The sequence below is a fragment of the Mesorhizobium sp. M0626 genome (genome assembly GCF_040320665.1).
GTDB lineage: Bacteria > Pseudomonadota > Alphaproteobacteria > Rhizobiales > Rhizobiaceae > Mesorhizobium.
Window position 1 is genome coordinate 121,538 of sequence record NZ_JAMYQD010000018.1, and the last position, 26,260, is coordinate 147,797.

The following is a 26,260-nucleotide window of genomic DNA, read 5'->3' on the forward strand; positions in this document are numbered from 1 at the left end:
CCAAGGGTCTTAGAGCGGCGCGCATTAAACAAAACCCCGAACGGTTTTGCCGTTCGGGGTTTGCATAAGCTCAGATCAGGCTTGAAACAGTCTGCGCTATTTCCAGTCGCGGACGTCGACGAAATGGCCGGCGATCGCCGCCGCCGCCGCCATGGCCGGCGATACCAGATGGGTGCGGCCCTTGAAGCCCTGCCGGCCTTCGAAATTGCGGTTCGAGGTCGAGGCGCAGCGCTCATGCGGCTTCAGCCGGTCGTCGTTCATGGCCAGGCACATCGAGCAGCCCGGCTCGCGCCAGTCGAAACCGGCGGCAATGAAGATCTTGTCGAGACCCTCGGCCTCCGCCTGTTCCTTGACCAGACCGGAGCCCGGCACGATCATCGCATCGACATGCGCACTCACCGTCTTGCCTTCGACCACCTTGGCCACCGCACGCAGATCCTCGATGCGGCCATTGGTGCAGGAGCCGATGAAGACGCGGTCGAGCGTGATGTCGGTGATCTTCGTGCCCGGCGTCAGCCCCATATAGTCGAGCGCGCGGATCTTTGACGTCCGCTTGTTCTCGTCCGTGATCTCTTCCGGATTGGGAACGACGCCCTGCACCGAAACGACGTCCTCGGGCGAGGAACCCCAGGAGACGATCGGCGGCAGCTTGGCCGCGTCGAGCACGATCACCTTGTCGAAATGCGCGCCCTCGTCGGACTGCAGCGTCTTCCAGTATTCGAGCGCGGCGTCCCACGACGCGCCCTTCGGCGCGCGCGGCTTGCCCTTGACATAGGCGAAGGTGGTTTCGTCGGCCGCGATCAGGCCGGCGCGCGCGCCGCCCTCGATCGACATGTTGCAAATCGTCATGCGGCCTTCCATCGACAGCGCGCGGATCGCCTCGCCGGCATATTCGATGACATAGCCGGTGCCGCCGGCGGTGCCGATCTCGCCGATGATGGCCAAGATGATGTCCTTGGCGGTGACGCCTTCCGGTAACTGGCCATCGACACGCACCAGCATGTTCTTGGCCTTGCGCTGGATCAGCGTCTGGGTCGCCAGCACATGCTCGACCTCGGAGGTGCCGATGCCATGTGCCAATGCGCCGAAGGCGCCATGCGTCGAGGTGTGGCTGTCGCCGCAGACAATGGTCATGCCAGGCAGCGTGAAGCCCTGCTCCGGCCCGATGATGTGGACGATACCCTGGCGGATATCGTTTTCGGAGTAATATTCGACGCCGAAATCCCTAGCGTTCTTGGCCAAGGCCTCGACCTGGATGCGGCTTTCCTCGTTCTTGATGCCGAACTTGCGCTCGGGCGAGGTCGAGACATTGTGATCGACCACGGCCAGCGTCTTTTCCGGATGCCGGACTTTTCTGCCGGTCATGCGCAGACCTTCGAAGGCCTGCGGGCTGGTCACTTCATGGACGAGATGGCGGTCGATGTAGAGCAGACAGGTGCCATCATCCTGGCGGTCGACGACATGGTCGTCGAAAATCTTGTCGTAGAGGGTGCGCGGTGCGCTCATGTGCGTAAATCCGTTGATTTGCAAAAAGGGGAAGGGCAGACGCGCGAAGCCTTCGGCGCGGCGAAAGCGGCTTAGCTAAGTCGGCTGGTGAGCGCGCCGGAAATGCGCGAAGAGAAACGCGACGGCAGGCGTTTTCTGTCCTGCAGCACGAAACCCTTATAGGCCGGATCGCCAAAAAGCTCTTCCATGGCGTGGCTCATACCAATGTTTTGGCTTTTCGGCAATTGCGGCGTGTTTTCGCTTCTCCCCTTGTGAGAGAAGGCGAAGAGGGCGGCGCTCAAAGCACCTCGAACACAAAAGTCTTCACCAGCGCGTCCGGCTCGGCGATCGCATAGCAGCGGAACCATGGGCTTTGCTCGGCCGGCCGCCATTTCCCGGCCCGCTCCAGCCCGTCGAACACGTCCTGGAAGCCGCCGCTTTCGAAAACCTGGTCGCGCACGGTGAAGATGGCGTGGCCGCCTTTCCTGGTGATGCGGACAAGCTCGTGCAGGCCGGACGCCGGCGCATGGCCGATGGTGAACACGCCAGTCGAGAAGAAGGCGCGGAAATGCCCGTCCGGCCAGGGTAGCGGCCCGCCGAGCATGGCCTGCTTCAGATCGCCATAGGCATTGCGGCTGCCGGCGATCTTCAGCATGTCGTCGGAGAGGTCGAGGCCGGCAATGTCGTGATAACCCAGCGCCTTCAATGACGGGCCTGACAGGCCGGTGCCGCAGCCGGCGTCGAGCAGCGGGCCTTCACCCACCTTCACATGGCGCGCCACCCAGGCGGTGATCAGGAACGGCAGCAGATAGCCGAGCGAAGCGGTCTCGCCGTCATAGGTCGCGGCCCAGTCTGCATAGGCCTTGGCCAGCCCTTCCGGCGTGTCGGCCGAATAGACGGTACCCAGCGCCGCATTGGCCTTGTCGATCGTCATCGCCTGCATCCTCCGGAATCCTGTCCTCCGCGATCGTAGCCGTGCCCGCGTCGGACTTCTATTCCTGCTGCGCCCGCCGCAGTCGTTGCTCCAGCCCCCGCAGCGCCAGCGACAGGCTGACGGTGAGGATGAGATAGATATAGGCGACGATCGAATAGGTCTCGAAGAAGCGGAACGAGCCGGCGGCGTAGATCTTGCCCATCTGCGTGATGTCGGCGACGCCGAGCACCGAGACCAGCGAGGAATCCTTGACCATGGCGACGAAGTCATTGCCGAGCGGCGGCAGGATGGTGCGGATCGCCTGTGGGAAGACGATCAGCCGGAAGCGCTGCGTGCGCGTCAGCCCGAGCGCCTTGGCAGCCTCGATCTGGCCTTTCTCGACTGACTGGATGCCGGCGCGGAAGACCTCGGAGATGAAGGCGGAATAACCGATGGTCAGCGCCATGATCGCACGCCACAACAGCGACACGTCGCGCACCAAAAGCTCGCCGAGATAGCCGGCGTTTTGCAGCGGCGCGGTCAGCGCATTCCACGCAGCCACGAAGGCCGGCGCGCCGGCGAAGGCGATCCAGAACAACAGCACCAGGATCGGCACGCCGCGGATGATCTCGACATAGAAACGAGCGATCTGCTTGAGCCAACGCGACCCCGACAACCCCATCAGCGCAATGCCGAGCCCGACGGCGGAAGCCAGCGCGAAGGCGACCACGGTGACAAGAATGGTGATGCCGATGCCTTTGGCGACGGTGGCAAAAACCTGGGCGTAGAGATCGCTGGCGGCAATGGAGAGCGCAGCGACGACGGCGAGCGCGATCGCGGCGGCAAGCCACCAGGGAAAATCGGGTTTTGAGGTTGAGGCGAGCATCAATGCCCAACGCTGGTGAACAGCTGCGCTCGCAAGATCTGCCGATCTCCCCCCTTGCGGGGGAGATGTCCGGCAGGACAGAGGGGGGTGCTGTCCCTCCAACCTGTCAAACGGTTACAGTCACAACCTTTGGCCTCTTTGGAAAAGCTCAAAACAAAAGGGAGGCGATCCTTCACACCCCCCTCTGCCCTGCCGGGCATCTCCCCCGCAAGGGGGGTCAGCGGCCGTCGCGCCAAGACGGCCTACTGCCCCATCTTGTAGTCGAGAAACCACTTCTTGTTCAGCGCCTCGATCGTGCCGTCGGCCTTCAGCGCCGCGATCGCCGCGTTGACCGGCTTCACCAGGTCCGAGCCCTTCGGGAAGATGAAGCCAAAATCCTCGGTGCCGAGCGGGCCGCCGATCAGCTTGAGCTTGCCGCCGGAGGCATCGACATAGCCTTTGCCGGCGGTGCCGTCGGTCAGGACGACATCGACGTCGCCGGATTTCAGTGCCTGCACCGAAGCGCCGAAGGTCTCGAACTGCTTGATGCGCGGGTTCTGCTCATTGCCGTCGAGCACGCTGTAGACGGCGGTGTAGAACGGCGTCGTTCCGGCCTGCGCGCCGATCAACCCGTCCTTGAAGGCGGCGAAGGTCTTGGCGTCGGTGAAGCGGCTTTCATCGGCGCGCACCAGCATGAACTGCTCCGAACGCATATAGGGGTCGGAGAAATCGACCTTCTCCTTTCGGTCGTCCTTGATGGTGATGCCGGTCATGCCAATGTTGTACTGGTTGTCGGAAACCGCCTGGATCATCGCGTCCCAGGAGGTGTTCTGGTACTCCACCTCGAAGTTCAGCCGCTTGGCGATTTCGTCCATCGCGTCATACTCCCAGCCGATCTGCTTGCCGGTCTTGGCGTCGATGAACTGCAGCGGCGGATAGGCGTTTTCCGTCACCACCACGACCTTCTTGCCGCCGAGATCGGGCAGCGCATCGGCCGCCCATGCAGCGACGGGCGCGAGGAAACAGGCCGCGAGGGCGGCCAGCAGCAGCTTCGATTTGGTCATGACACGCTCCAGGATGAGAAGCCCGCTTGCAGCCGGGCTCGCATGAAAATCCAGGCGCGACTTTAGCCGTCCGCAGACGGCTTGCAAGCCGGTCCGGTGCTCAGCGTCCGGTGAAAGCGGATTCCAATGCCTTCAACCAACGCGGTTTTAGAACGCCCCGTGGTCGGAATTATTCCGTGATTGCGCCGCCGGCAAACCAGGCCCCTCCTGGACACGGGAACCCGTCAGATGACGGATCAGGATGGTGACGTAGCCTCACGCAGCTTGGCGACAAATCCGGTCAAGGTCCGGTGCAGCGACTTCAGCTCCTCGACTTCCAGCGGCATGGCGCAGGCAAGGCCTGCGGATACGTCCTTGATGCGGGCGCGCAGCGCCTGGCCCTTGGCAGTCGGTTCGACCAGCACGCGGCGCTCGTCGGCCGGATCGCGACGGCGGGTGACGAGACCAGCCGCTTCCATCCGCTTGAGCAGAGGCGTCAATGTCGCCGAATCCAGCCCCAGCGCCTCGCCGAGTTCGCCGACCGTGCTCGGCGCATGCTGCCACAGCGCCAGCATCGCCAGATATTGCGGATAGGTCAGGCCGAGCGGGTCAAGCAGCGGCCGATAGAGCTTGGTCATCAGCCCGCTCGCCGAATAGAGCGCGAAGCAAAGCTGCTGGTCGAGGCGCGGAACGGCGATCCTCCCGGCGGTGTCCGCCGGGACTTCGCTGGCCCTGGTTTCGGTCTTCGTCGTCATGCTGCCTTTGCCGGAAGCGCCACGGTCGAAAGCGCCACCTCGACATTGCCTTTGATCGCATTGGAATAGGGGCAAATCTGATGCGCGGCCGATACAAGCGCTTCCGCCGCCGCCTGATCAAGGCCTTTGGTCTCGGCGGCCAGTGCGACACCAAGTTTGAAGCCTTCACCATTGGGAAGCAGGCTGACGGTGGCGCTCACCGCCGCATCGTCCAGCGGCAGCTTCTGCTTGCGCGCGACGAAGCGGATGGCGCTTTCGAAGCAGGCGGCATAGCCGACCGCGAACAGCTGCTCGGGATTGGTGGCGCCACCCTGTCCGCCGAGCTCCTTCGGCAAAGCGAGGTCGACCTTCAGCAGGCCGTCGCTGGTCTCGCCGTGGCCGGCGCGGCCGCCGGTGACGCGAGCCTGTGTGGTGTAGAGTGCCATGTCAGTTCTCCATTTTATTTGTACACTATCATTTAGTGTACAAGATAATTCGAGTCAACAGCCATGGCCAAACTCTCGGCCGGCAATCGTTCACAGTCTGGTGAAACGAAAAAAGGCGGCCGAAGCCGCCTTTTCAAAATCCTTGGACCAGGTTTATTCGGCCGGGGTTGCTTCCGCCGCCTTTGCAGCCTCGTCGGCGGCCTTGGCGGCTTCGTCGACGGCCTTCTTCTCGGCAGCTTCCTTGGCGGCCGTCTCGGCGGCCAGCGCCTGGGCAGCGGCAACCTTCTCGGCTTCGATGCGGGCCTTCTCGGCGTTCAGCGCGTCGCGCTCCTCATCGTTGAGCTTGCGGGCGCGCACGCCGGTGTTTTCCGAAATACGGGCCGACTTGCCGCGACGGTCGCGCAAATAATAGAGCTTGGCGCGGCGCACCTTGCCGCGGCGCACGATCTCGACGCCTTCGACCATCGGCGAGTAGACCGGGAAAACGCGCTCGACGCCTTCGCCGTAGGAGATCTTGCGGACGGTGAAATTTTCCTGGAAGCCGGCGCCGGCGCGGGCGATGACGACGCCCTCATAGGCCTGGACGCGGGTGCGGGTGCCTTCGGTCACGCGGACCTGGACGCGCACGGTGTCGCCGGGCTGAAACTCGGGAAGCTTGCGCTTGGCTTCGATCTTGGCGGCCTGTTCGGCCTCGAGCTGACGGATGATATCCATCTCAAAAGTCCACTTCTTGTTCTTCCGACAGTCAGAGCGTCCGACACTCGCCTTGCAGTTCCATTGACCGCTCGGCTATGCCCTTTGTCCCCGAGACATCTTGTCTTCGAAACATTGGGCAGGGGCGACTACACCGTCATTGTTGACGGGTCCGGGAGATTTTTCTCGCCAGTACGGGCGGGCACATACAGCTATTTCACTGACTTGTCACGCCTTGGCCCTGTCTTTTTTGGTCGCATGCCACCACGCAATCGTCCAGTGCAGGGTTGCGCCGGCCCTTCAAGCTTCCTAATCCGGGAGCAGCACACTTGTCCGGCGGCCTCACAATGTCTGTTTTCGACGCAGTCCTGCTCTTCCTCGCGGGTTTTCTGTCAGGCGCCGTCAACGCGGTTGCCGGCGGCGGCACCTTCATAACCTTCGGCGCCATGACGCTGGCCGGCCTGCCGCCGATCGTCGCCAACGCCACGTCCTCGGTAACGCAGTTTCCCGGTTACATCACCTCGACGCTGGCTTACTGGACCGACATCAAGCATTTCTGGCGCGGCGCGCTGCTGCTTTGCCTGATCTCGGCTTTGGGCGCGCTGGCTGGTGCGCTCATCCTGCTGGCGCTCTCAAATCCGTCGTTCCGCGCCCTCGTGCCGTGGCTGCTGCTGGCCGCAACCGCCTTGTTCGCCGCCGGGCCGTGGCTGAAACCAACGCCGAAGCCTGGGCATGAAGCCACGGTCGGCTCTCTGGCCGGTTCGCTGGCGCAGTTCGCTACCGCCATCTATGGCGGCTTCTTCGGCGCCGGCATGGGCGTCATGATGCTGGCGACGCTCGGCCTGACGCAATCCGGCGACTATCACCGGCTGAACGCGCTGAAGAACATGCTGGCCGTGGTCATCGCCGCCGTTGCCATACTGGTCTTCGTTTCCGGCGGCGTTGTTGCCTGGCCTCAGGCAATCGTCATGATCCCCGGCGGCGCGCTCGGCGGCTATGCCGGCGTATGGATCGCCAAGCGCGTGCCGCAAAACGCAGTACGCGGCTTCGTCATCGCCGTCGGCCTGTTTCTCGCCGTCTACTATTTTGCCAAGGGCTGAGCGGCGAGCAAATCCGGCCGGCGCTCCCTGGTCAGCTTCTCGGACTCCGCACGCCGCCAGGCGGCGATCTTCTTGTGGTTGCCGGAGACCAGCACGTCGGGGATCGGCCTGCCCTCGAACTCCTGTGGCCGCGTGTAATGCGGGTGTTCGAGCAGGCCGTTCTCGAAACTTTCTTCCTCGCCCGACACCGCATTGCCCATGACGCCGGGCAACAGCCGCACAACGGCGTCGAGCAGCACAAGCGCCGCCGGCTCGCCGCCCGACAGGATGAAATCGCCGATGGAGACCTCTTCCAGTCCACGCGCCTCGATCAGCCGCTGGTCGACGCCCTCGAACCGGCCGCAAACGATGACGGCGCCTGGCCCGCCAGCCAGTTCGCGCACGCGCGCCTGCGTCAGCGGCTTTCCACGCGGGCTCATCAGCAAACGCGGCCGCGGATCGCCCGCCGGCGACGTGTGGTCGATCGCCTTGGCCAGCACATCGGCGCGCATCACCATGCCGGCGCCACCGCCGGCCGGCGTGTCGTCGACGGTGTGATGGCGATCGCTGGCGAAGGTGCGGATCTGGATAGCTTCCAGCGACCATGTCCCGACTTCGAGCGCCCGTCCGGCCAGCGACAGGCCTAGCCCGCCCGGAAACATCTCGGGATAGAGCGTCAGCACCGACGCCTTGAACGTCACCGGTTGCCTCCGGCTTCGCGCGGCCCGCGCGGTCGGCCCTTCGCGTCGAAATCTTCTTCGCGCGGCACGTCGCCATCCTCATCCTCGACAAGGCCGGCGGCTGCCGGGTCGACGCGGAGAAAACCTTCGGCGATCGAAACCTGAGGCACGGCGGCCTGGGTGAACGGGATCAGCACGCCTTTGCGCACGCCGAGGGTAACGTCGAGAATGTCGCCGCCGCCGAAATTATGCACCGCCACCACCTTGCCGATGACCGCGTCCTTATCGTCGCGGACTTCAAGTCCGACGAGATCGGCGTGGTAGAATTCGTCCTCCTCGCCATCGTCGGGCAGCATCGAGCGGTCGACGAACAGCTCGGTTCCGGCCAGCGCCTCGGCGGCGTTGCGGTCGGCAATGCCCTTGAAGCGCACCACCACGACGGTGTTGGCGGGCCTGATGTCGATGATCTGGAAGGCGCGGCCGTCCTTGGCATAGAGCGGCCCATAATCGGCCAGCGCCATCGGCTCGCCGGTGAAAGTCTTCACCCGCAATTCGCCCTTGATGCCGTGGGCGGCGCCGATCACGGCCATTTGCACGGGGTTCTGGGGCTTCGACATGGCTGATATCCTTTGCCCTGCTCTAACGCCCTACCGGCGTCATTTCAATGATCGCTCGTGGCCATTTCAATGACAGGTTCTTCACCGCTTCCTAACCCGGCTGCCTGACAATGGCGGCATGCAGGAATTTCTCATCCCGGCAAAACCCGACCTCCAGGCAGCGCGCGAAAGCTGGCTGAAGATGCTGGCGCGCGAGCGCCGGCTGTCGCCGGCGACCGTCGAAGCCTATGAGCGCGACACGCGCCAGTTCCTGCATTTCCTCACAGGGCATTGCGGCGGCTCGCCTGGTCTTTCCGACATCGCCACTCTCCGCCCGGCCGATCTGCGCGGCTTTCTTGCCGCGCGGCGCAACGCCGGCGCCGGCGCCCGCACGCTCGGACGCGGCCTCGCCGGCATCCGCTCGCTGCTGCGCTTCCTCGAACGGCGCGGTCTCGCCAATGCCGCCGGTGCCGCGGCGTTGCGCGCGCCGCGCCAGCCGAAATCGCTGCCCAAGCCGCTGACCGCCAGCGATGCCAAACATGTCGTGTCGGTGGAAGGCCAGCTGGCTGAAGAGCCTTGGATCGCTGCCCGCAACGCCGCCGTGCTGACGCTGCTTTATGGATCGGGCCTGCGCATTTCCGAAGCGCTGGGCCTCAGCGCCGCCGACCTGGCATCGGAAGCCGACACCGTGCTGCGCGTCACCGGCAAGGGTGGCAAGACACGGCTGGTGCCGGTGCTGCCGGTGGCGCTCCGGGCAATCGCCGAATACCGAAAACGGTGTCCCTACCATCTCGATCCCAAGGGCCTGCTGTTTCGCGGCGCCCGCGGCGGGCCGCTCAACCCGGCCATCGTCCAGCGCGACATGGCCAGGCTGCGCTCGGCGCTGAACCTGCCCGACACCGCGACGCCGCACGCGTTGCGCCATTCCTTCGCCACCCATCTGCTCGGGCGCGGCGGCGACCTGCGCACCATCCAGGAACTGCTCGGCCACGCCAGCCTGTCAACGACGCAGGTCTATACCGGCGTCGACACCGCAAGACTGCTCGAGATTTACGAATTCGCGCATCCCCGCGCGTGACCACTGTATAAGTATAGGACAATTTCCCCACGCCGGTTAACCGTTTCGCCGCTTTTCAGTCCTAGAACCGCACCATGAAACGCGCCCTTGCCATTGCCGATCGCGCGGCCCTTGTGTCGCTGAAGCTGCTCGTCGCGCTCAACGCCGTGTTTTGCCTGTCTTTTCTCGTCGTGCTGCTGCTTGCCATGGGCAGGGCGCATGCCGAAGCCCCGGCCTGCGCCGGCGCCGATCTGCTGTCGGCCCTGCAGAAGGAAGACCCCGCCACCTATTCCAGGATCGAGACGGAAGCAGCAGCGACGCTGAACGGCAAGGGCCTGTTGTGGAAGCTGGAGAAATCAGGCGAAAAGCCATCCTTCCTGTTCGGCACCATGCACATGACCGACCCGCGCGTGACCACTCTGCCGCCGGCAGCCAGGAAAGCCTATGACGCTGCCGGCACCATCATCATCGAGACCACCGACGTGCTCGACAAGCAGAAGATGATGGAGGCCATGCTCAAGGAACCCGAGCTGATGATGTTCACCGACAACACGACGTTGTCGTCGCTGTTGTCGCCGGAGGATGCGGCGGTGGTGAACAAAGGGCTCGATGCGCGCGGCATTCCGCCGGCGAGCGTCTCCAAGATGAAGCCGTGGCTGCTGTCGGCCATGGTCGCGCTGCCGGTCTGTGAGGTCGCCCGTCAGGCAGGCGGCGCACCGGTTCTCGACGTCAAGCTGGCGCAGGACGCCAAGGCTAATGGCAAGCCGGTGGAAGGGTTGGAGACCGCAATCAGCCAGCTGCGCGCCATGGCCTCGCTGCCGCTTGCGTTCCACATCAAGGGGCTGGTCGAGACCCTGAAGCTCGGCGACAAGATAAACGATATCAACGAAACCATGATCGTGCTTTACCAGCGCGGCGACACCGGCACCTTCTGGCCGCTGTTGCGTTCGATCTCGCCCGACGAAGACGACGCAGGTTACGCCGAATTCGACCGGACGATGATCACCGGCCGCAACAAGGTCATGGCCGACCATGCCGCACCGATCCTGGCCAAGGGCAATGCCTTCATGGCCGTCGGCGCCATGCATCTTCCCGGCCCCGAAGGCCTGGTCGAGGATTTTCGCAAAGCCGGCTATACCGTCACCGCCGTCGACTGAGCAGCGCCCGTCTTGAATACCGAATCACGTAAGGCCCGGCTCTGTGCGGTGCGCAACTGATTCGCAAAGCGGAGGCGGTTGGCCCTATTTTTGGCGGAAAAGGCCAGCTAAGCTCGTTCTACCTCGTTCGTGATTGATTTTGCGGGGGAAATACAGGCCAACAAGCGGTTGCGAATCAGAATTTTCCTGCGTTCGTCAATTTGAAGGCCTAGTATGAACCCGTTCAACGGTTGCGCGTTGAGGGGTGTTGATTGATGCTTTTCATCCACGGAGGACACTTTTATGGCGAACCCTAACGATCCAGCGCCCAGGTCGGGTGGTGGCAGCGGCTGGCTGATTGCGCTGGTCGTCGTCATCCTTGCGATTGTCGCGTACTATGTTTTCGGCAGAAGCGGCGAACATCCTGCGCCCGCAGAGCCGCCGGCAGCCAGCACACCGGCGCCCGCACCTGCACCGGCTGAGCCGATGAAGCCCGCCGAACCGGCTCCCGCACCAGCCCCTGCGCCCGCACCGGCTCCTGCGCCCGCGCCTGCTCCGGCGCCGAGCCCGTAATCTGGCCAACTGATCTGGCATCTTGATTCCAGCCAAGAACGGCCCGCTGAAAAGCGGGCCGTTTTGTTTGGGTGCCTATCAGCGAGCGTCGCGATTTCTTCACCGCCCCTCTGTGCTGCCGGACATCTCTCCTCAAGGGGGAGATCGGCTGTCTCACGAACAGCGCCGGGTTAGAAACGTGAGAAACTTGAAAGCTCGCGACGCGGCGGTGAAGTCCAATCTCCCCCCTTGAGGGGGAGATGGCCGGCAGGCCAGAGGGGGGTGCTGTCCCTCCAGCGTTTCCTTAAATATGGATCGGCTTGAAGAACGTCGCCAGCGCTGCTTCCTTCACCGCTTCCGACATTGTCGGATGCGCGTGGCAGGTGCGGGCGAGGTCTTCGGAAGAGCCGCCGAACTCCATCAGCACCGCCGCCTCATGGATCATCTCGCCTGCGCCGAAGCCGACAATGTGGACGCCGAGCACGCGGTCGCTGGCTTTGTCGGCGAGGATCTTCACGAAGCCGTCCGTGTGCAGCATGGCGCGCGCGCGGCCGTTGGCGGTGAACGGGAATTTGCCCATCTTGTAGTCGATGCCGGCCTTCCTCAGCTCTTCCTCTGTCTTGCCGACCGAAGCGATTTCCGGGCTGGTGTAGACGACGCTCGGAATGACGTCGTAATTCACGTGGCCGGCCTGGCCGGCAATGGTCTCGGCCACCGCCACGCCTTCATCCTCGGCCTTGTGCGCCAGCATCGGCCCGGCGATGACGTCGCCAATGGCGTAGATGCCGGCCACGTTGGTCCTGAGATGCCCGTCGGTCTTGACCCGGCCGCGCTCGTCGACCTCGACGCCGGCTTCTTTCAACCCGAGGCTGTCGGAATAGGCCCGGCGTCCGGTCGAGATCAGCACCGCGTCGGCCTCGATGGTCTCGGCCGCACCACCCTTGACCGGCTCGAAAGTAACGGCGGCGCCCTTTTTGGCCTTGGTCACCCCTGTCACCTTGGCGCCGAGCTTGAACTCGAAACCCTGCTTGGAAAGCAGGCGCTGGAACTGCTTGGAGACCTCGCCGTCCATGCCGCCCAGGATGGTGTCGAGGAATTCGACCACGGTGACCTTGGCGCCGAGCCGTGCCCATACCGAGCCGAGCTCCAGACCGATGACCCCACCGCCGACCACCACCAGATGTCCCGGCACTTTCTCCAGCGACAGCGCGCCGGTCGACGATACGATCACCTTCTCGTCGATGTCGACCTTGACGCCGGGAATGCCGGCGACATCGGAGCCCGTGGCAATAACGATATTTTTCGTCTCGATCTCCTCGACCTTGCCGTCCTCAGCCGTCACCGACGCCTTGCCGGCCGCAACCACCTTCCCGGTGCCACGGAAACTATCGATCTTGTTTTTCTTGAACAGGAAGGCGACGCCATTGACGTTGGCCGAAACGGTCGCGTCCTTGTGCGCCATCATCTTCTTCAGATTGAGTTTGGGCGGCGGTATCTCGACGCCCAGCGCATCGAAGGAATGGCCGGCCTCGGCGAACATCTCCGAGGCATAAAGCAGCGCCTTGGATGGGATGCAGCCGATGTTCAGGCAGGTGCCGCCGAAAGTGGCGTTCTTCTCGACCACCGCGACCTTGAGCCCGAGCTGTGCCGCCTTGATGGCACAGACATAGCCGCCCGGTCCCGACCCGATGATAACGACATCATAAGCCATGTTCGTTTCCCTTAGCTTGGGGCTCAGCGGCCGCCGCTTACATTCAGGATTGCGCCCGTCGTGTAGGACGCTTCATCCGACAAAAGATAGAGAACGGCATGCGCGACTTCATCCGCCGTGCCGGCTCGTTTCATCGGCAGCATGTCGCGGAACCGCTCGACCCGGTCCGGCTGGCCGCCCGAGGCGTGGATCTCGGTGTCGATGATGCCCGGCCGTATCGCATTGACCCGCACGCCTTCGGTCGCGACTTCGCGCGCCAGTCCGAGCGTAAAAGTGTCGATCGCCGCCTTGGACGCGGCATAGTCGACATATTCGCCGGGCGAGCCGTGTAGCGACGCAGCCGACGAGATGTTGACGATGGCGCCGCCCTGGCCGCCATTCTTGCTCGACATGCGCCTCACCGCCTCGCGGGCGCACAGGAACGAGCCGATGACGTTGATGCGCATCATGCGCTCCAGCCGCGCCAGGCTCATCTCATGGACGCGCGCCTTGACGTCGACGATTCCGGCATTGTTCACCAGGGCGTCGAGCCGGCCATAAGCGCTATCGACGGCTTCGAACATGGCGACGATGTCAGCCTCGACGCCGACATCGCCCTTGACGGCAAATGCCTCGCCACCCGCCGCCTCGATTTCGTCGACCAGCGCCTTGGCGGCAGCCTCGTTCGAGGCATAGTTGACCGCGACCCGGTAGCGCGCCTTTGCCGCAAGCCGGCAGGTGGCCGCGCCAATGCCACGACTGCCGCCGGTGACCAGAAGCACCTTCTTGGACGCGCTCATTCCTGGCAACCTTTCAGCAGAAACACGTCCCATGGCAGTTTCGAGAAACCGTTCGGGCCGAAGGCCGTCGACATCTGCAGCGACGGCCCGAGATCGGGGAAGATCAGGCTCTGCGGCGCGTCCGTGCCTTCCGCCGCCAGGAGCGCGATATTGCCCTTATCGTCGGCGCTGTAGATGACGCCCTGCCAGACCGTGCAGGCGGCAAGCTCGTCACCGGTGACGTCGCCGGTCGGGCATTTGTACATCAGCGACCCTTGCGGTCGCGAAACACCGGATGTCCACATGACAATGCCGTCGAGAACGATGCCCTTGTCGAGCACCATCTTGAACGAGTTGGTGACGGTGACCGCATCCGTCGTCGGCCGGAAATCAATGCCGGCCTCGCTTTCGGCATCGCCATAGACAGCAAGCGCCAGCGGGCAGGCGGCATGCGCCTCGTAACCCGCTGCGAGAACAGCCAGCCCGGCCATAAATCCGATCATTGGCGAAGCGATGTTTGTCATGAATTGCTCTGGCTGCTCTCGCGGCCGTCGGCGTTTTCGAGCACCTCGAAATCGGTCATCAAGACCAGCGGCTCGCCGGCCGCATCCAGTCCCCAGAAGGAATAATAGTTCCCATCACCGAAGCCAGTGTCGAACATGGCTATATTAAGCGGATTTCCATCAACCGGATTATCCATGCGGAACTTGTCGAACGAGCATGCAACGTCAGCAAGATAGCTGTCGAGTTCCTCCTGGTCGGACATCAGCGTCAGAACCGACTTGTCCATGAACGAAGCAACATTATCATCGACAATAAATCCAGACTTCCAGGACGATGTGCCGACGTCGCGGACGAAGGCAGCCAACTCCCACCGCACCGGCAAGCCAGTGCCAAACCGCAATACCGCTGCAGCAACACGGCCTTGCGCCTCAAGCAACGTGACTGGATAGCATCCCGGCCTGACCTTACGGCTAAACACAGGCCGTTCCAGCCCGGTAATCAGTGGATCGCAAGCGATGATTTCGCCGGTCGGTAGCTCAAGCTCACCGATCGCGGTGACGATGATCTTCCGCTCCGCCATTTCGGCTTCGCTGAGAGCGAAGACACCGAGATTGCTGCTCGCCGGCGCCGAATCCCATTCAGTCGATGTCGCCGGCGGAGAGATGGCGGCGGAAGCCGCCGGCCGGGAACGCCTCAATACGCTACCCGCTACTCGACCCAGCTTGAACCCAAACCGCGCCAGCCAGCCGCTCATGACGGATCAGCTCCGATCACAAATCAAGCACCAGCCGTTCCGGATCTTCCAGGCTGTCCTTGACGCGGACCAGGAAGGTCACGGCCTCCTTGCCGTCGACGATACGGTGATCGTAGCTCAGCGCCAAGTACATCATCGGCCGGATCACGATCTGGCCGCCGACCACGACCGGCCGGTCCTGGATCTTGTGCATGCCCAAAATGCCGGACTGCGGCGCATTGAGGATCGGCGTCGACATCAGCGAGCCGTAGACGCCGCCGTTGGAGATCGTGAACGTGCCGCCTTGCATGTCGGCGACCGAGAGCTTGCCGTCACGCGCGGCGATGCCCAGCCGGCCGATATCCTTCTCGATCTCGGCAATCGACATTTGGTCGGCATTGCGCACCACCGGCACGACGAGACCCTTTTCGGTGCCGACGGCAACGCCGATATGGGCATAGTTCTTGAAGATGATGTCGGTGCCGTCGATCTCGGCATTGACCGAGGGGATTTCCTTCAATGCGTGCGTAACCGCCTTGGTGAAGAAGCCCATGAAGCCGAGCTTCACGCCATGCTTCTTCTCGAAGATGTCCTTGTACTTGGTCCTGAGCGCCATCACCGCCGACATGTCGACCTCGTTGAAGGTGGTCAGCATCGCTGCGGTCGACTGCGCTTCCTTCAGCCGGCGCGCAATGGTCTGGCGCAGCTTGGTCATGCGCACGCGCTCCTCGCGCGACGCATCGTCGCCCGAGGACGGCGCACGCACGGCGACCGGAGCCGGTGCGGCTTTCGGAATTTCGGCCGGCTGCGACGGCGCGCCCTTGGAAATCGCGTCGAGCACATCGCCCTTCAGCACCTGGCCGCGCTTGCCCGAGCCAGAAACCTGGTCGACCGAAAGATTGTTCTCGGCGATCAGCTTTGCGGCAGCTGGCGCCGGCGGCATGGTGCGCGGCTCGACCGGCCCAGCATCGCCGGCAATCTTGGCGGTCTCGGCCGCGGCCTGCCTGGTCGTGTGCGCTGCGTCCGGGCTCGAAGCCTGCGACACCGCTTGCGGCTTGGTCTCCTGCTTGGACGCCGGGGCGGCCGTGGCGACGCCTGCCGAGATCGAACCGAGCAGCGCGCCGACGCCGACGGTCTCGCCTTCCTTGGCGGTGATCTCGCCCAGCGTGCCGGCGGCGGCGGCAGGCACCTCCACCGTCACCTTGTCGGTTTCGAGCTCGACCAGCGGCTCGTCGACGGCAATGGCATCGCCGACCTTCTTGAACCACTTGCCGATGGTCGCCTCGGTGACGGATTCGCCGAGAGTGGGAACGCGGATTTCGGTAGCCATTGTGCCTGTTCCGTTTCTTCTCTGTCTGTTCTATTCGCCGGGTTTGTTCTATTCGCCGAGCGCGTCTTCGAGCAGGGCGGCGAGCTGTGCCAGATGCTTCGACATCAGCCCGGTCGCCGGCGACGCCGCCGCCGGCCTGCCGGTGTAGCGCACCCGCTGATGCTTGGCGTCGATATGAGCCAGCACCCATTCCAGATACGGATCGATGAACGACCAGGCGCCCATATTCTTGGGCTCTTCCTGGCACCACACCATCTCCGCATTGCGGAAACGCGACAGCTCGGTGATCAGGGCCTTGGCCGGGAAGGGATAGAGCTGTTCGACGCGCAGCAGGTAGATGTCGTTGATGCCGCGCTTCTCGCGCTCCTCGTAGAGGTCGTAATAGACCTTGCCCGAGCACAGCACGACGCGGCGAATCTTGGAATCCTTGGTGAGCTTGATCGCCTGGTTCTGCAGCAGCTGGGCATCGTCCCACAAAAGCCGGTGGAACGAGCTTTCGCCCGAAATCTCCGGCAGCGTCGATACCGCCCGCTTGTGGCGCAGCAGCGACTTCGGCGTCATCAGGATGAGCGGCTTGCGGAAGTCCCGCTTCAGCTGCCGGCGCAATATGTGGAAGTAGTTGGCCGGCGTGGTGCAGTTGGCGACTTGCATATTGTCTTCGGCGCAGAGCTGCAGGAAGCGCTCGAGCCGGGCCGACGAATGTTCCGGCCCCTGGCCCTCATAGCCATGCGGCAACAGGCAGACCAGGCCCGACATTCTGAGCCACTTGCGCTCGCCCGACGAGATGAACTGGTCGAACACCACCTGGGCGCCGTTGGCGAAATCGCCGAACTGCGCTTCCCAGAGCGTCAGCGCCTTAGGCTCGGCCAGGCTGTAGCCATACTCGAAGCCGAGCACCGCCTCTTCCGACAGCATCGAGTTGATGACTTCGTAGCCGGCCTGTGCGGCCGAGAGATTGTTGAGCGGGATGTAGCGGGTCTCGTCGCGCTGGTCGTAGAGCACGGAATGGCGCTGCGAGAAGGTGCCGCGTTCGGAATCCTGGCCGGAGAGCCGGATCGGATTGCCGTCGAGCAGGATGGCGCCGAAGGCCAGCGCCTCGGCCGTCGACCAGTCGATGCCTTCGCCGGAGTCGATCGCCTGGCGGCGGTTTTCGAGGAAGCGGATGATGGTCTTGTGCGCCTCGAAACCCTTCGGCACCTCGGTCAGTTTCTTGCCGATGTCCTTCAGCACCTTGACCGGCACGGCGGTCTTGCCGCGACGCTGTTCGTCCTGGTTGTCGGCGGTGCGCAGGCCGGACCAGGCGCCGTCCAGCCAGTCGGCCTTGTTGGGCTTGTAGTGCTGGCCGACTTCCCATTCGGATTCCAGATGGGCGCGCCAGTCGGCCTTCATCTTGTCGAGTTCGGCCTGGCTGATATGGCCCTCGGCGATCAGCCGCTCGCCATAGATCTGCACCGTCGTCTTGTGGTTGCGGATGTTGGCGTACATGATCGGCTGGGTGAAGGCTGGCTCGTCGCCCTCATTGTGGCCGAAGCGGCGGTAGCAGAACATGTCCACCACCACCGGCTTGTGGAACTTCATGCGAAATTCGATCGCCACCTTCGTGGCATGCACCACCGCTTCAGGGTCGTCGCCATTGACGTGGAAGATCGGCGCCTCGATCATCTTGGCGACGTCGGACGGATAGGGCGACGAGCGCGAGAAGCGCGGATTGGTGGTGAAGCCGATCTGGTTGTTGATGATGAAATGCAGCGTGCCGGCGACGCGGTGGCCGCGCAACCCCGACAGGCCGAGGATTTCGGCAATCACACCTTGGCCGGCAAAGGCGGCATCGCCATGCAGAAGCAGCGGCAGCACCTTGGCGCGCTCTTCCAGCGGCACGATCTCCTCGCGGCTGCGGCCGAACAGATAGTCCTGCTTGGCGCGCGCCTTGCCCATCACAACCGGATCGACGATTTCCAGATGCGAGGGATTGGCGGTCAGCGACAGATGCACCTTGTTGCCGTCGAATTCGCGGTCCGACGAGGCGCCGAGATGGTACTTGACGTCGCCCGAGCCCTCGACCTCGTCAGGAGCGGCCGAGCCGCCCTTGAACTCGTGGAAGATGGCGCGATGCGGTTTGGCCATCACCTGGGACAGCACGTTCAGCCGGCCGCGATGCGCCATGCCGAGCACGATCTCCTTCATGCCGAGCTGGCCGCCGCGCTTAATGATCTGCTCCAGCGCCGGGATCAGGCCTTCGCTGCCATCGAGGCCGAAGCGCTTGGTACCCTTGTACTTGACATCGATGAACTGCTCGAAGCCTTCGGCCTCGACCAGCTTCTGCAGGATCGCTTTTTTTCCAGTAGCGGTGAAGGAAATCTCCTTGTCGGCACCCTCGATGCGCGCCTGGATCCAGGCCTTCTCCTCGGGATCGGAAATGTGCATGAACTCGACACCGAGCGTCGAGCAATAGGTGCGGGTCAGGATCTCCAGCATCTGCCGGATGGTGCCGAATTCGAGGCCGAGCACATTGTCGAGGAAGATCGGCCGGTCGTAGTCGGCTGCGGTAAAACCGTAATTTTCCGGCGACAGCTCGTTATAGTCCTCAAGCGGCTTGGCGATGCCGAGCGGGTCGAGATTGGCATGCAGATGGCCGCGCATGCGGAAGGCGCGGATCATCATGATGGCGCGCACCGAATCGCGCGTCGCCTGATGCACGTCGGCATCCGACAGCACGACGCCATTGGTGACCGCCTTGTCCTTGACCTTCTTTTCCAGATGCTTCTCGACGATGCCCCAATTGCCGTCGAGCGCCGACACCAGTTCGCCATTGGCCTGCAGCGGCCAGGAGGGCTTTGCCCAGGAAGCGCCCTTGGCGTTCTTGCGCACATCGCCGGCGTCGTCCTTCAGCCCGGCGAAGAAGTCCTGCCATTCGGGGTTTACCGACTCTGGATCATCCTCATAGGAGGCATACAACGCGTCGATATAGTCGGCATTGCCGCCATAGAGGAAAGAGGTGAGCGAAAATTGGTCGTTGGCCTGATCTTGTCTTGCCATTTTTGTCCGCGGAGCCTGGCTCCGTCTCCTTTTCAAAAGCGAATAGTGAGTAGCGAATAGCGAGTAGGGATTTTTCCCGGGTCGCGCCGTTACTCTCTTTTCCCTATTCGCTATTCACTACTCGCTACTCACTTGGCCTTGATCGCCTCGACCAGGGTCGTGCCCAGCCGTGCCGGCGATGGCGAAACCTTGATGCCGGCTGATTCCATCGCCGCGATCTTGTCTTCCGCGCCGCCCTTGCCGCCGGAGATAACCGCGCCCGCATGGCCCATGGTGCGACCGGCCGGCGCGGTGCGCCCGGCGATGAAGCCGGCCATCGGTTTCCTGCGGCCGCGCTTGGCCTCGTCCTTGAGGAACTGCGCGGCGTCTTCCTCGGCCGAACCGCCGATCTCGCCGATCATGATGATCGACTTGGTCTCGTCGTCGGCGAGGAACATTTCGAGCATGTCGATGAACTCGGTGCCTTTGACGGGGTCGCCGCCGATACCGACGGCGGTGGTCTGGCCGAGGCCGACATTGGTGGTCTGGAACACTGCCTCATAGGTAAGCGTTCCCGAGCGCGAAACAACGCCGACCGAGCCCTTGCGGAAGATGTTGCCGGGCATGATACCGATCTTGCATTCGTCGGGGGTGAGCACGCCGGGGCAGTTCGGGCCGATCAGCCGCGAGGTCGAGCGGTCGAGCCGCGCCTTGACCCTAACCATGTCCATCACCGGAATGCCTTCGGTGATGCAGACGATCAGCGGGATCTCGGCTTCGATGGCTTCGAGGATGGCTTCGGCGGCGCCCGCCGGCGGCACATAGACCACCGAGGCATTGGCGCCGGTCTTTTCCTTGCCCTCGGCAACGGAACCGAAGATCGGCAGGTTTTCGCCCTTGGCGCCGGTCCAGGTCTCGCCACCCTTCTTGGGATGGATGCCGCCGACCATCCTGGTGCCGTGATAGGCCAAGGCCTGCTCGGTGTGGAACGTGCCGGTCTTGCCGGTCAGGCCCTGAACCAGCACCTTGGTGTTCTTGTCGATGAGAATGGACATCGGAGCCCTTTTCTAAAAACCGTTGATCGAGGAAGGCGAAACGCGCCGGTAGACGCCGCTCACCATGTCTTGCCAGCTGTCGCTGCCGGCAGGTTTGAAATGCAGTCGCATCCGGTAGGCATCGGGAGTGTCGAAAATATACGTCACGCGCGCTGAGCCGCGCGGCGATGACCGCTCCAGAATCAGTTCTGCGCCGTTCCATGCACCTGTGGCCGGCGAGGCCGGCATAAAACCCATGGAATCGAACTGATGCATGGTGACGAGGCTGTTTGGCTGGTCGAAGCCGAACACTGAGTGCGACCCGAACGAGACCGTGCCGTCGCGGCGCTGGCGATAGCGCTGCACCACGAACAGGCCGCCGAACTGCGCCTCCGCCAGCACCTCCGACGTCGCCGTGCCGCCATCGGCCCATTGCGTTTCCGCCACCTCTTCCTCGCCGCGCCACGCGCCGACCAGCGCCTGCAGGCGCTGGTGATCGGCCGAGAGCGAGGAAAAGGAAGCCGCGTTCATGGTCAGAGCCGCTTCAGGTCGGTGACGGTGAGGTCGCTCTTGGCATTGCCGGTGTTGAGCGTCGTTGCCGGCTCGAACATCAACACCACGGGCTCGGCGGTCAGCGACCGCGGCCGGTGCTCGACACCCCTTGGCACGACGATGAAGTCGCCCTCGCCGAGCTCGACCGGACCGTCGCGAAAATCGATGGCGATGCGTCCGCGCAGCACGAGAAAGGCCTCGTCCTCATGCTCATGTGCATGCCAGTCGAAGGTCTCGCCGAACTTGGCGACCTTCGCCTGGCTGTCATTGACGTCGCCGGCGATATGCGGATCGAAGACCTTGGTGATCGTTCGATCCGCCGCCTCGACCAGGTTTATCTTGCGCGGAGGCATTCGCCTTCAGCCCTTCACCGCCGCCACGATCTTCTTGGCTGCGTCGTCGAGATCGTCGGCCGACACGACGTTGAGGCCGCTGTCGTTGATGATCTTCTTGCCGAGTTCGGCGTTTGTGCCTTCGAGGCGCACCACCAACGGCACTTCCAGGCCGACTTCCTTGACCGCGGCAATCACGCCCTCGGCGATGATGTCGCACTTCATGATGCCGCCGAAGATGTTGATCAAAATGCCTTTGACCGCCGGATCCCGGGTGATGATCTTGAACGCCGCCGTCACCTTCTCCTTCGACGCGCCACCGCCGACATCGAGGAAGTTGGCGGGTTCGGCGCCGTAGAGCTTGATGATGTCCATCGTCGCCATGGCAAGGCCGGCGCCATTGACCATGCAGCCGATATTGCCGTCGAGCGCGACATAGGCGAGGTCGTATTTCGACGCCTCGATCTCCTTCTCGTCCTCTTCGGTGGTGTCGCGCAATTCCATCAGTTCGGGGTGGCGAAACAGCGCGTTGTTGTCGAACGACACCTTGGCGTCCAGCACGCGCAGGCGGCCGTTTTTCATCACGATCAGCGGGTTGACCTCGAGCAGGCTCATGTCCTTCTCGACAAAGGCCTTGTAGAGGATCGGGAACAGCGTGCCGGCATCCTTGGCGGCATCGCCGGTGAGGCCCAGCGCTTCCACCAATATGTCGACGTCGATGGTCGTCACGCCGGCCAGCGGATCGATGGCGCGGGTGATGATCTTTTCCGGCGTGTCGTGGGCGACGCCTTCAATGTCCATGCCGCCCTCGGTCGAGACGACGAAAGCGATGCGGCCGACCGAGCGGTCGACCAGGATCGACAGATAAAGCTCGCGATCGATGTCGGCGCCGTCCTCGATATAAAGGCGGTTGACCTGCTTGCCGGCCGGGCCGGTCTGCTTGGTGACCAGCGTGTGGCCGAGCATCTCATTGGCGTTGGCGACGACGTCGGCCACCGACTTCGCCAGCCGCACGCCCCCCTTGGCGTCGGGCGACAGTTCCTTGAACTTGCCCTTGCCGCGGCCGCCGGCATGGATCTGGCTCTTCACCACATAGAGCGGACCGGGCAGCGCTTGTGCCGCGGCTTCCGCCTCGCTTGCCTTGAACACCGGCACGCCCTCGGCCACCGGCGCGCCAAAGCTCTTCAGCAGCGCCTTGCCCTGATATTCATGGATGTTCATCTGGATGGTCTCCGGATCGGCTGCTTGGGGGGATCACTTCGAGGCGAGGTGCGGGGCGATCTTGACGCAGGCCTCGGTCAGGCCCTGCACCGTCGCCACCGAGGCGTCGAACATCTTCTGCTCGGCCTTGTTGAGGTCGATCTCGATGATGCGCTCGACGCCGCCGGCGCCGATCACAACGGGAACGCCGACATAGGTGCCCTTGACGCCATACTGGCCCGAGAGATGCGCCGCGCAAGGCAGCACGCGCTTCTTGTCCTTGAGGTAGGATTCGGCCATCGAGATCGCCGAGGCGGCTGGCGCGTAGAAGGCCGAGCCGGTCTTGAGCAGACCGACGATCTCGGCGCCGCCGTCGCGGGTGCGCTGGACGATCTGGTCGAGCTTTTCCTTCGAGGTCCAGCCCATCTTGATGAGATCGGGCAACGGAATGCCTGACACAGTGGAGTAGCGGATCATCGGCACCATGGAATCGCCGTGGCCGCCGAGCACGAAGGCGGTAACGTCCTCGACCGAGACCTTGAATTCCTCGGCTAGGAAATAGCGGAAGCGCGCGCTGTCGAGCACGCCGGCCATGCCGACGACATGGGTCTTGGGCAGGCCGGAAAACTTCTGCAGCGCCCAGACCATGGCGTCGAGCGGGTTGGTGATGCAGATGACGAAGGCCTTGGGTGCATATTTCTTCAGCCCGGCGCCGACCTGTTCCATGACCTTGAGGTTGATGCCCAGCAGATCGTCGCGGCTCATGCCTGGCTTGCGCGGCACGCCCGCGGTGACGATGCAAACGTCGGCGCCCTCGATGCCGGCATAATCATTGACGCCGGTCAGCCGGGAATCAAAACCGTCGACCGGCGACGACTGCGCGATATCGAGCCCCTTGCCTTGCGGAATGCCCTCGGCAATATCGAACAGCACCACGTCGCCGAGGTCCTTGAGGCCGATCATGTGAGCGAGCGTGCCGCCGATCATGCCGGAGCCGATGAGCGCTATCTTGTTGCGTGCCATGTGAGGAAATTTTCCCTTTGTCTGTGACGACGCCCAAAATCCCTGGCGATCTGTTGACGGCGTCGAGGAAGAGGCCGGAATGCTATGGTCTCAGCTAGATTTCGCCGCATCCAGTAGCCCCGGTGGAAAATATATTCAATCGATTATTTTCGAGTGAATGATTTCAATCGGTTAGAAACATTGGGACTTACGTAAACGTCAAAGTTTGTAGGCCAGCTTGGGAGATTTTACACAATGAGCGTGGAAATCAGAAGACTATATCCAGGCGATGACGCCCTTGTGAAGCGCATCGCCGAGGACGTGTTCGACGAGCCGGTCCGGGCAGACAGGCTTGCTGCCTACCTCGCCTCATCATCAGGTCATCTCATGATCGTGGCATTGGCCAGCGGCGTCGTCGACCAATGCCCCACAATCATCCACCGCCATCCCGACAAGGTCAACGGACTCTACATCGACGAAGTCGGCGTCTCACCCGCCTACCAGCGCCAAGGCATCGCGCGAAAAATGCTCGACGCGATGTTCGCGCTCGGCCGCGAGCAAAGGTTGCGGCGAAGCCTGTGTTGGAACCGAGCCGGACAATGTTCCATCGCGCGGGCTTTATGAAAAACGCAGGGAGGAGCATGGGCAGGCGGAGGCGTTTGTAATGTATGCGTATGACCTTTAGGCGTCGGCGGGACAGCGCCCCCCTCTGCCTTGCCAGGCATCTCCCCCACGAGGGGGGAGATCGGACGTCACGCGACCTTTCGCCAATCTCCAATGGCCGCAGGAATGAGCGGAGCGCCGAAACCGCCAATCTCCCCCCGTGTGGGGGAGATGTCCGGCAGGACAGAGGGGGGCGCGAAGGATCACTACATAATGACCTCTTCGAACCCTCAGACCTGCACTTCCGCCTTCGCCTTTTGCCGTTCCGCCCAGTCCTCCAGCCAATCCCGGCTCTGCATTTCAATCAGCCGCGAGGCCGTGCGCTCGAATTCGAACACCTCGTTGCCGCGCCTGGCCGTATAGAGCTCAGGGGGCGAGGCATCGGCGCTTACCACCAGCCGCGTGTGATGATCGTAGAGCGTGTCAATCAGGAGGATGAAGCGCTTGGCCTCGTTGCGCTTGCCTTCGCCCAGCACCGGCACGTGATCGATGAAGACGGTCGAGAAGCGGCCGGCAATCGCCAGGAAATCGCGCGCGCCGAGCGGCTTTTCGCAGAGATCGGCGAAGGAAAACCGCGCCGCATTGCCGGAAGCAGCCGGTATTCTCACCTGCCGCCCCTTGAGCGTCAGCGCGGTCTCGGCCGTTGCCGCCCCGTGCGTCATCGCCTGCCAGGCTTCGTCGAGCATACGATCGGCTTCGGCATCCCCCGGCGTGACATAGACAGGCGTGCGGGCGAGCTTTTCCAGCCGGTAGTCCTTGTCGGCATCGAGCGTCAGCACATGGGCGTGGCGCTCGAGAATGCTGATGAAGGGCAGGAAGAGTTGGCGGTTCAGCCCGTCGCGATAAAGGTCTTGCGGCGCGACATTCGAGGTGGCGACCAGAACCACGCCATTGGCGAACAGCGCCGAAAACAGCCGCGACAGGACCATCGCATCGGCAATGTCGGTGACCGAAAACTCATCGAAGCACAGCACCCAGGCCTGTTCGGCAAGCTGAAGCGCGACCGGCGGGATCGGGTCGTCCTCCTTGACGTCGCCGTTCTTGCGCGCCTGCCGGTGCTTCTGGATGCGGTCCTGCACATCGGCCATGAAGTCGTTGAAATGAACGCGGCGCTTGCGCCTGACCGGCAACAGCTCGAAGAACATATCCATCAGCATGGTCTTGCCGCGACCGACGTCGCCATGAATGTAGAGGCCCTTGACGACCTCGCGCGTCTCGCGCTTGCGGGCAAACAGCCAGCCGAGCGCGCTCGACTTGTGCGCCAGCCGCTTGACCGAGATCTCGTCTGTCAGCCGGTCGAGCGCGGCGGCGATGCGCTCCTGCGCCGCATCGCGCTCGATGGCGCCGGTTGCGACCAGATGGTCGTAGCGCTGCCTGACGGTCGCATGGGTCTGGAGGCCGTCACGCAGATGCATCGGTCACGTCGCTGTCTAGGGATAGGCAGCCTATCTTGTAAGCGATATCGGCAAGCCGTTGGTAGTCTGGCCGTCGAATTTCGAACCGCCCGAGGAATAGAGCCGCGCCAGCGTGCCGCCATTCTCGTCATAGAGCGTCAGCTGCTTGCCGGCGACGTTCCACGATTTGATGCCGTCGATGGGCGGCGGGCAATGCAGCGGCCCGGCGCGGAAGCCGGCGCCAAATTTGGTCTGCGGCGTCGCCACCTTGCAGCTCTGTCCGGACACGCTGGCGTTCCAAACGCCGGCAACGCTCGCAGCGGTAAGGTCGGAGGCTCCGGCCGGCGCCGATCCGTCCGGCGGCAGCGAGGCGACCTGCGCGCCTGCCGGCGCGGTCGGGAATTGCGATGGGTCGGTGGTGCCCGGCGCTGCCGGGGGCGGCAGTTGGCTTCCGCTCACCGTGCCGGCGGGCGCGGGCTGCAGCGGGGCGGGCTGCTGGTCATCCATCGATGAAAAACGCGAGGTCGAACAGCCGCTCGCAACGAGCGCTGCCAGCGATACGGCCATCAGCCCGCTTCTCGAAAAAATCATTCCAACCTCCGTCGGATCCGGCTGGGGGGAAGCCGTCCGCACAATCTCACCCCTCACCAAGATGGAGAAGGTGGCGAAATTTCAACCCGATATGGTTAAAATAGGGTTTGCACCACGAATTGTTGTAAATTTGTCGCAAAATGGCTGGCGGACAAAAGGCAT

General features: G+C 63.3%; 27 protein-coding genes. 4 read left to right on the top strand and 23 right to left on the bottom strand.

Going from position 1 to position 26,260, the window contains the following annotated elements; all coding sequences use genetic code 11:
* Window positions 1–96 precede the first annotated feature (96 nt).
* From leuC to rplS, 8 genes are all read right to left on the bottom strand, one after another.
* On the bottom strand, window positions 97–1,506 hold the full coding sequence (leuC, locus tag NKI37_RS23435; RefSeq protein ID WP_352787153.1) for a 3-isopropylmalate dehydratase large subunit: 1,410 nt from the start codon (window positions 1,504–1,506) through the stop codon (window positions 97–99).
* Between the two features lie 71 nt (window positions 1,507–1,577).
* Complete coding sequence (locus NKI37_RS23440; RefSeq protein WP_196813720.1) at window positions 1,578–1,787, bottom strand: hypothetical protein; 210 nt, start codon at window positions 1,785–1,787, stop codon at window positions 1,578–1,580.
* Entirely contained in the window at window positions 1,784–2,419 is a 636-nt protein-coding gene (locus NKI37_RS23445) for a class I SAM-dependent DNA methyltransferase (protein ID WP_023815323.1), read from the bottom strand. Before NKI37_RS23445 ends, NKI37_RS23440 begins: the two co-directional genes overlap by 4 nt.
* A 58-nt stretch (window positions 2,420–2,477) precedes the next feature.
* Entirely contained in the window at window positions 2,478–3,284 is an 807-nt protein-coding gene (locus tag NKI37_RS23450; RefSeq protein ID WP_023683878.1) for an amino acid ABC transporter permease, read from the bottom strand.
* Between the two features lie 242 nt (window positions 3,285–3,526).
* Window positions 3,527–4,327, bottom strand: coding sequence for a transporter substrate-binding domain-containing protein (locus NKI37_RS23455; protein WP_023726051.1), 801 nt, complete (start codon window positions 4,325–4,327; stop codon window positions 3,527–3,529).
* Between the two features lie 236 nt (window positions 4,328–4,563).
* Window positions 4,564–5,061, bottom strand: a complete 498-nt coding sequence (locus tag NKI37_RS23460; RefSeq protein ID WP_023683877.1) for a MarR family winged helix-turn-helix transcriptional regulator — start codon at window positions 5,059–5,061, stop codon at window positions 4,564–4,566.
* Entirely contained in the window at window positions 5,058–5,486 is a 429-nt protein-coding gene (locus NKI37_RS23465) for an organic hydroperoxide resistance protein (protein ID WP_023670524.1), read from the bottom strand. The genes NKI37_RS23460 and NKI37_RS23465 overlap by 4 nt, the downstream gene beginning before the upstream one ends.
* 153 nt (window positions 5,487–5,639) lie before the next feature.
* Entirely contained in the window at window positions 5,640–6,200 is a 561-nt protein-coding gene (gene rplS, locus NKI37_RS23470) for a 50S ribosomal protein L19 (RefSeq protein WP_023687704.1), read from the bottom strand.
* A gap of 326 nt (window positions 6,201–6,526) precedes the next feature.
* Between rplS and NKI37_RS23475 the strand changes: the two genes are divergently transcribed.
* Window positions 6,527–7,279 (top strand): sulfite exporter TauE/SafE family protein, encoded by a 753-nt coding sequence (locus tag NKI37_RS23475; protein ID WP_023683874.1) that lies wholly within the window; start codon window positions 6,527–6,529, stop codon window positions 7,277–7,279.
* Here NKI37_RS23475 and trmD read toward each other — a convergent pair.
* Both trmD and rimM read right to left on the bottom strand, forming a co-directional pair.
* Entirely contained in the window at window positions 7,261–7,959 is a 699-nt protein-coding gene (trmD, locus tag NKI37_RS23480; protein ID WP_023732893.1) for a tRNA (guanosine(37)-N1)-methyltransferase TrmD, read from the bottom strand. The two genes, NKI37_RS23475 and trmD, sit on opposite strands and share 19 nt — an antisense overlap.
* Entirely contained in the window at window positions 7,956–8,555 is a 600-nt protein-coding gene (gene rimM / locus NKI37_RS23485; RefSeq protein ID WP_023747379.1) for a ribosome maturation factor RimM, read from the bottom strand. The genes trmD and rimM overlap by 4 nt, the downstream gene beginning before the upstream one ends.
* Before the next feature lie 118 nt (window positions 8,556–8,673).
* On the opposite strand from rimM, the gene NKI37_RS23490 reads away from it, so the two are divergent.
* Together NKI37_RS23490 and NKI37_RS23495 are read left to right on the top strand one after the other, a co-directional pair.
* A complete protein-coding gene (locus NKI37_RS23490) occupies window positions 8,674–9,612 on the top strand; it encodes a tyrosine recombinase XerC (RefSeq protein WP_352787154.1) in 939 nt (312 codons plus the stop codon).
* Between the two features lie 74 nt (window positions 9,613–9,686).
* A complete protein-coding gene (locus tag NKI37_RS23495) occupies window positions 9,687–10,748 on the top strand; it encodes a TraB/GumN family protein (RefSeq protein ID WP_023702624.1) in 1,062 nt (353 codons plus the stop codon).
* An 835-nt stretch (window positions 10,749–11,583) separates the two neighbouring features.
* Here NKI37_RS23495 and lpdA read toward each other — a convergent pair.
* The 11 genes from lpdA to mdh form a co-directional block, all read right to left on the bottom strand.
* Window positions 11,584–12,990: a dihydrolipoyl dehydrogenase gene (gene lpdA / locus NKI37_RS23500; RefSeq protein WP_352787155.1), complete on the bottom strand. Its 1,407-nt coding sequence runs from the start codon at window positions 12,988–12,990 to the stop codon at window positions 11,584–11,586.
* A gap of 23 nt (window positions 12,991–13,013) precedes the next feature.
* Entirely contained in the window at window positions 13,014–13,769 is a 756-nt protein-coding gene (locus tag NKI37_RS23505) for an SDR family oxidoreductase (protein WP_352787157.1), read from the bottom strand.
* Window positions 13,766–14,272: a hypothetical protein gene (locus NKI37_RS23510; protein ID WP_023818324.1), complete on the bottom strand. Its 507-nt coding sequence runs from the start codon at window positions 14,270–14,272 to the stop codon at window positions 13,766–13,768. The genes NKI37_RS23505 and NKI37_RS23510 overlap by 4 nt, the downstream gene beginning before the upstream one ends.
* On the bottom strand, window positions 14,269–15,006 hold the full coding sequence (locus NKI37_RS23515; protein ID WP_031195599.1) for a DUF4241 domain-containing protein: 738 nt from the start codon (window positions 15,004–15,006) through the stop codon (window positions 14,269–14,271). Before NKI37_RS23515 ends, NKI37_RS23510 begins: the two co-directional genes overlap by 4 nt.
* Window positions 15,007–15,022: 16 nt before the next feature.
* The gene (odhB, locus tag NKI37_RS23520; RefSeq protein ID WP_023670535.1) at window positions 15,023–16,315 is read right to left on the bottom strand and encodes a 2-oxoglutarate dehydrogenase complex dihydrolipoyllysine-residue succinyltransferase; all 1,293 of its coding nucleotides are present in this window, start codon (window positions 16,313–16,315) and stop codon (window positions 15,023–15,025) included.
* 48 nt (window positions 16,316–16,363) lie between these two features.
* Window positions 16,364–19,351, bottom strand: coding sequence for a 2-oxoglutarate dehydrogenase E1 component (locus NKI37_RS23525; RefSeq protein WP_023736764.1), 2,988 nt, complete (start codon window positions 19,349–19,351; stop codon window positions 16,364–16,366).
* Window positions 19,352–19,479: 128 nt separating this feature from the next.
* Window positions 19,480–20,385, bottom strand: a complete 906-nt coding sequence (gene sucD / locus NKI37_RS23530; protein ID WP_023687695.1) for a succinate--CoA ligase subunit alpha — start codon at window positions 20,383–20,385, stop codon at window positions 19,480–19,482.
* 12 nt (window positions 20,386–20,397) lie between these two features.
* Window positions 20,398–20,895, bottom strand: a complete 498-nt coding sequence (locus NKI37_RS23535; protein ID WP_023752711.1) for a DUF1579 family protein — start codon at window positions 20,893–20,895, stop codon at window positions 20,398–20,400.
* Between the two features lie 2 nt (window positions 20,896–20,897).
* Entirely contained in the window at window positions 20,898–21,269 is a 372-nt protein-coding gene (locus tag NKI37_RS23540; protein ID WP_023670539.1) for a cupin domain-containing protein, read from the bottom strand.
* A 6-nt stretch (window positions 21,270–21,275) separates the two neighbouring features.
* Window positions 21,276–22,469 carry an ADP-forming succinate--CoA ligase subunit beta gene (gene sucC, locus NKI37_RS23545; protein WP_023706741.1) on the bottom strand — a complete coding sequence of 398 codons (1,194 nt, stop codon included), beginning with the start codon at window positions 22,467–22,469 and terminating at the stop codon, window positions 21,276–21,278.
* 33 nt (window positions 22,470–22,502) lie between these two features.
* Window positions 22,503–23,471: a malate dehydrogenase gene (mdh, locus tag NKI37_RS23550; protein WP_023670541.1), complete on the bottom strand. Its 969-nt coding sequence runs from the start codon at window positions 23,469–23,471 to the stop codon at window positions 22,503–22,505.
* A 234-nt stretch (window positions 23,472–23,705) separates the two neighbouring features.
* On the opposite strand from mdh, the gene NKI37_RS23555 reads away from it, so the two are divergent.
* Complete coding sequence (locus NKI37_RS23555) at window positions 23,706–24,074, top strand: GNAT family N-acetyltransferase (RefSeq protein ID WP_352787158.1); 369 nt, start codon at window positions 23,706–23,708, stop codon at window positions 24,072–24,074.
* A gap of 269 nt (window positions 24,075–24,343) precedes the next feature.
* Here the strand turns inward: NKI37_RS23555 and zapE are convergent, their stop codons facing one another.
* Together zapE and NKI37_RS23565 are read right to left on the bottom strand one after the other, a co-directional pair.
* On the bottom strand, window positions 24,344–25,528 hold the full coding sequence (zapE, locus tag NKI37_RS23560) for a cell division protein ZapE (RefSeq protein ID WP_352787159.1): 1,185 nt from the start codon (window positions 25,526–25,528) through the stop codon (window positions 24,344–24,346).
* A 30-nt stretch (window positions 25,529–25,558) separates the two neighbouring features.
* Entirely contained in the window at window positions 25,559–26,098 is a 540-nt protein-coding gene (locus tag NKI37_RS23565) for a protease inhibitor Inh/omp19 family protein (RefSeq protein WP_023687689.1), read from the bottom strand.
* Window positions 26,099–26,260 lie beyond the last annotated feature (162 nt).

Excerpts from the sequence above, each read along its gene's own strand:
- leuC (WP_352787153.1), bottom strand. The coding sequence starts at position 1,506 with ATGAGCGCACCGCGCACCCTCTACGACAAGATTTTCGACGACCATGTC.
- NKI37_RS23445 (WP_023815323.1), bottom strand. The coding sequence starts at position 2,419 with ATGACGATCGACAAGGCCAATGCGGCGCTGGGTACCGTCTATTCGGCC.
- NKI37_RS23450 (WP_023683878.1), bottom strand. The coding sequence starts at position 3,284 with ATGCTCGCCTCAACCTCAAAACCCGATTTTCCCTGGTGGCTTGCCGCC.
- NKI37_RS23455 (WP_023726051.1), bottom strand. The coding sequence starts at position 4,327 with ATGACCAAATCGAAGCTGCTGCTGGCCGCCCTCGCGGCCTGTTTCCTC.
- NKI37_RS23460 (WP_023683877.1), bottom strand. The coding sequence starts at position 5,061 with ATGACGACGAAGACCGAAACCAGGGCCAGCGAAGTCCCGGCGGACACC.
- NKI37_RS23465 (WP_023670524.1), bottom strand. The coding sequence starts at position 5,486 with ATGGCACTCTACACCACACAGGCTCGCGTCACCGGCGGCCGCGCCGGC.
- rplS (WP_023687704.1), bottom strand. The coding sequence starts at position 6,200 with ATGGATATCATCCGTCAGCTCGAGGCCGAACAGGCCGCCAAGATCGAA.
- NKI37_RS23475 (WP_023683874.1), top strand. The coding sequence starts at position 6,527 with ATGTCTGTTTTCGACGCAGTCCTGCTCTTCCTCGCGGGTTTTCTGTCA.
- rimM (WP_023747379.1), bottom strand. The coding sequence starts at position 8,555 with ATGTCGAAGCCCCAGAACCCCGTGCAAATGGCCGTGATCGGCGCCGCC.
- NKI37_RS23490 (WP_352787154.1), top strand. The coding sequence starts at position 8,674 with ATGCAGGAATTTCTCATCCCGGCAAAACCCGACCTCCAGGCAGCGCGC.
- NKI37_RS23495 (WP_023702624.1), top strand. The coding sequence starts at position 9,687 with ATGAAACGCGCCCTTGCCATTGCCGATCGCGCGGCCCTTGTGTCGCTG.
- lpdA (WP_352787155.1), bottom strand. The coding sequence starts at position 12,990 with ATGGCTTATGATGTCGTTATCATCGGGTCGGGACCGGGCGGCTATGTC.
- NKI37_RS23505 (WP_352787157.1), bottom strand. The coding sequence starts at position 13,769 with ATGAGCGCGTCCAAGAAGGTGCTTCTGGTCACCGGCGGCAGTCGTGGC.
- NKI37_RS23510 (WP_023818324.1), bottom strand. The coding sequence starts at position 14,272 with ATGACAAACATCGCTTCGCCAATGATCGGATTTATGGCCGGGCTGGCT.
- NKI37_RS23515 (WP_031195599.1), bottom strand. The coding sequence starts at position 15,006 with ATGAGCGGCTGGCTGGCGCGGTTTGGGTTCAAGCTGGGTCGAGTAGCG.
- odhB (WP_023670535.1), bottom strand. The coding sequence starts at position 16,315 with ATGGCTACCGAAATCCGCGTTCCCACTCTCGGCGAATCCGTCACCGAG.
- NKI37_RS23525 (WP_023736764.1), bottom strand. The coding sequence starts at position 19,351 with ATGGCAAGACAAGATCAGGCCAACGACCAATTTTCGCTCACCTCTTTC.
- sucD (WP_023687695.1), bottom strand. The coding sequence starts at position 20,385 with ATGTCCATTCTCATCGACAAGAACACCAAGGTGCTGGTTCAGGGCCTG.
- NKI37_RS23535 (WP_023752711.1), bottom strand. The coding sequence starts at position 20,895 with ATGAACGCGGCTTCCTTTTCCTCGCTCTCGGCCGATCACCAGCGCCTG.
- NKI37_RS23540 (WP_023670539.1), bottom strand. The coding sequence starts at position 21,269 with ATGCCTCCGCGCAAGATAAACCTGGTCGAGGCGGCGGATCGAACGATC.
- sucC (WP_023706741.1), bottom strand. The coding sequence starts at position 22,469 with ATGAACATCCATGAATATCAGGGCAAGGCGCTGCTGAAGAGCTTTGGC.
- mdh (WP_023670541.1), bottom strand. The coding sequence starts at position 23,471 with ATGGCACGCAACAAGATAGCGCTCATCGGCTCCGGCATGATCGGCGGC.
- NKI37_RS23555 (WP_352787158.1), top strand. The coding sequence starts at position 23,706 with ATGAGCGTGGAAATCAGAAGACTATATCCAGGCGATGACGCCCTTGTG.
- zapE (WP_352787159.1), bottom strand. The coding sequence starts at position 25,528 with ATGCATCTGCGTGACGGCCTCCAGACCCATGCGACCGTCAGGCAGCGC.
- NKI37_RS23565 (WP_023687689.1), bottom strand. The coding sequence starts at position 26,098 with ATGATTTTTTCGAGAAGCGGGCTGATGGCCGTATCGCTGGCAGCGCTC.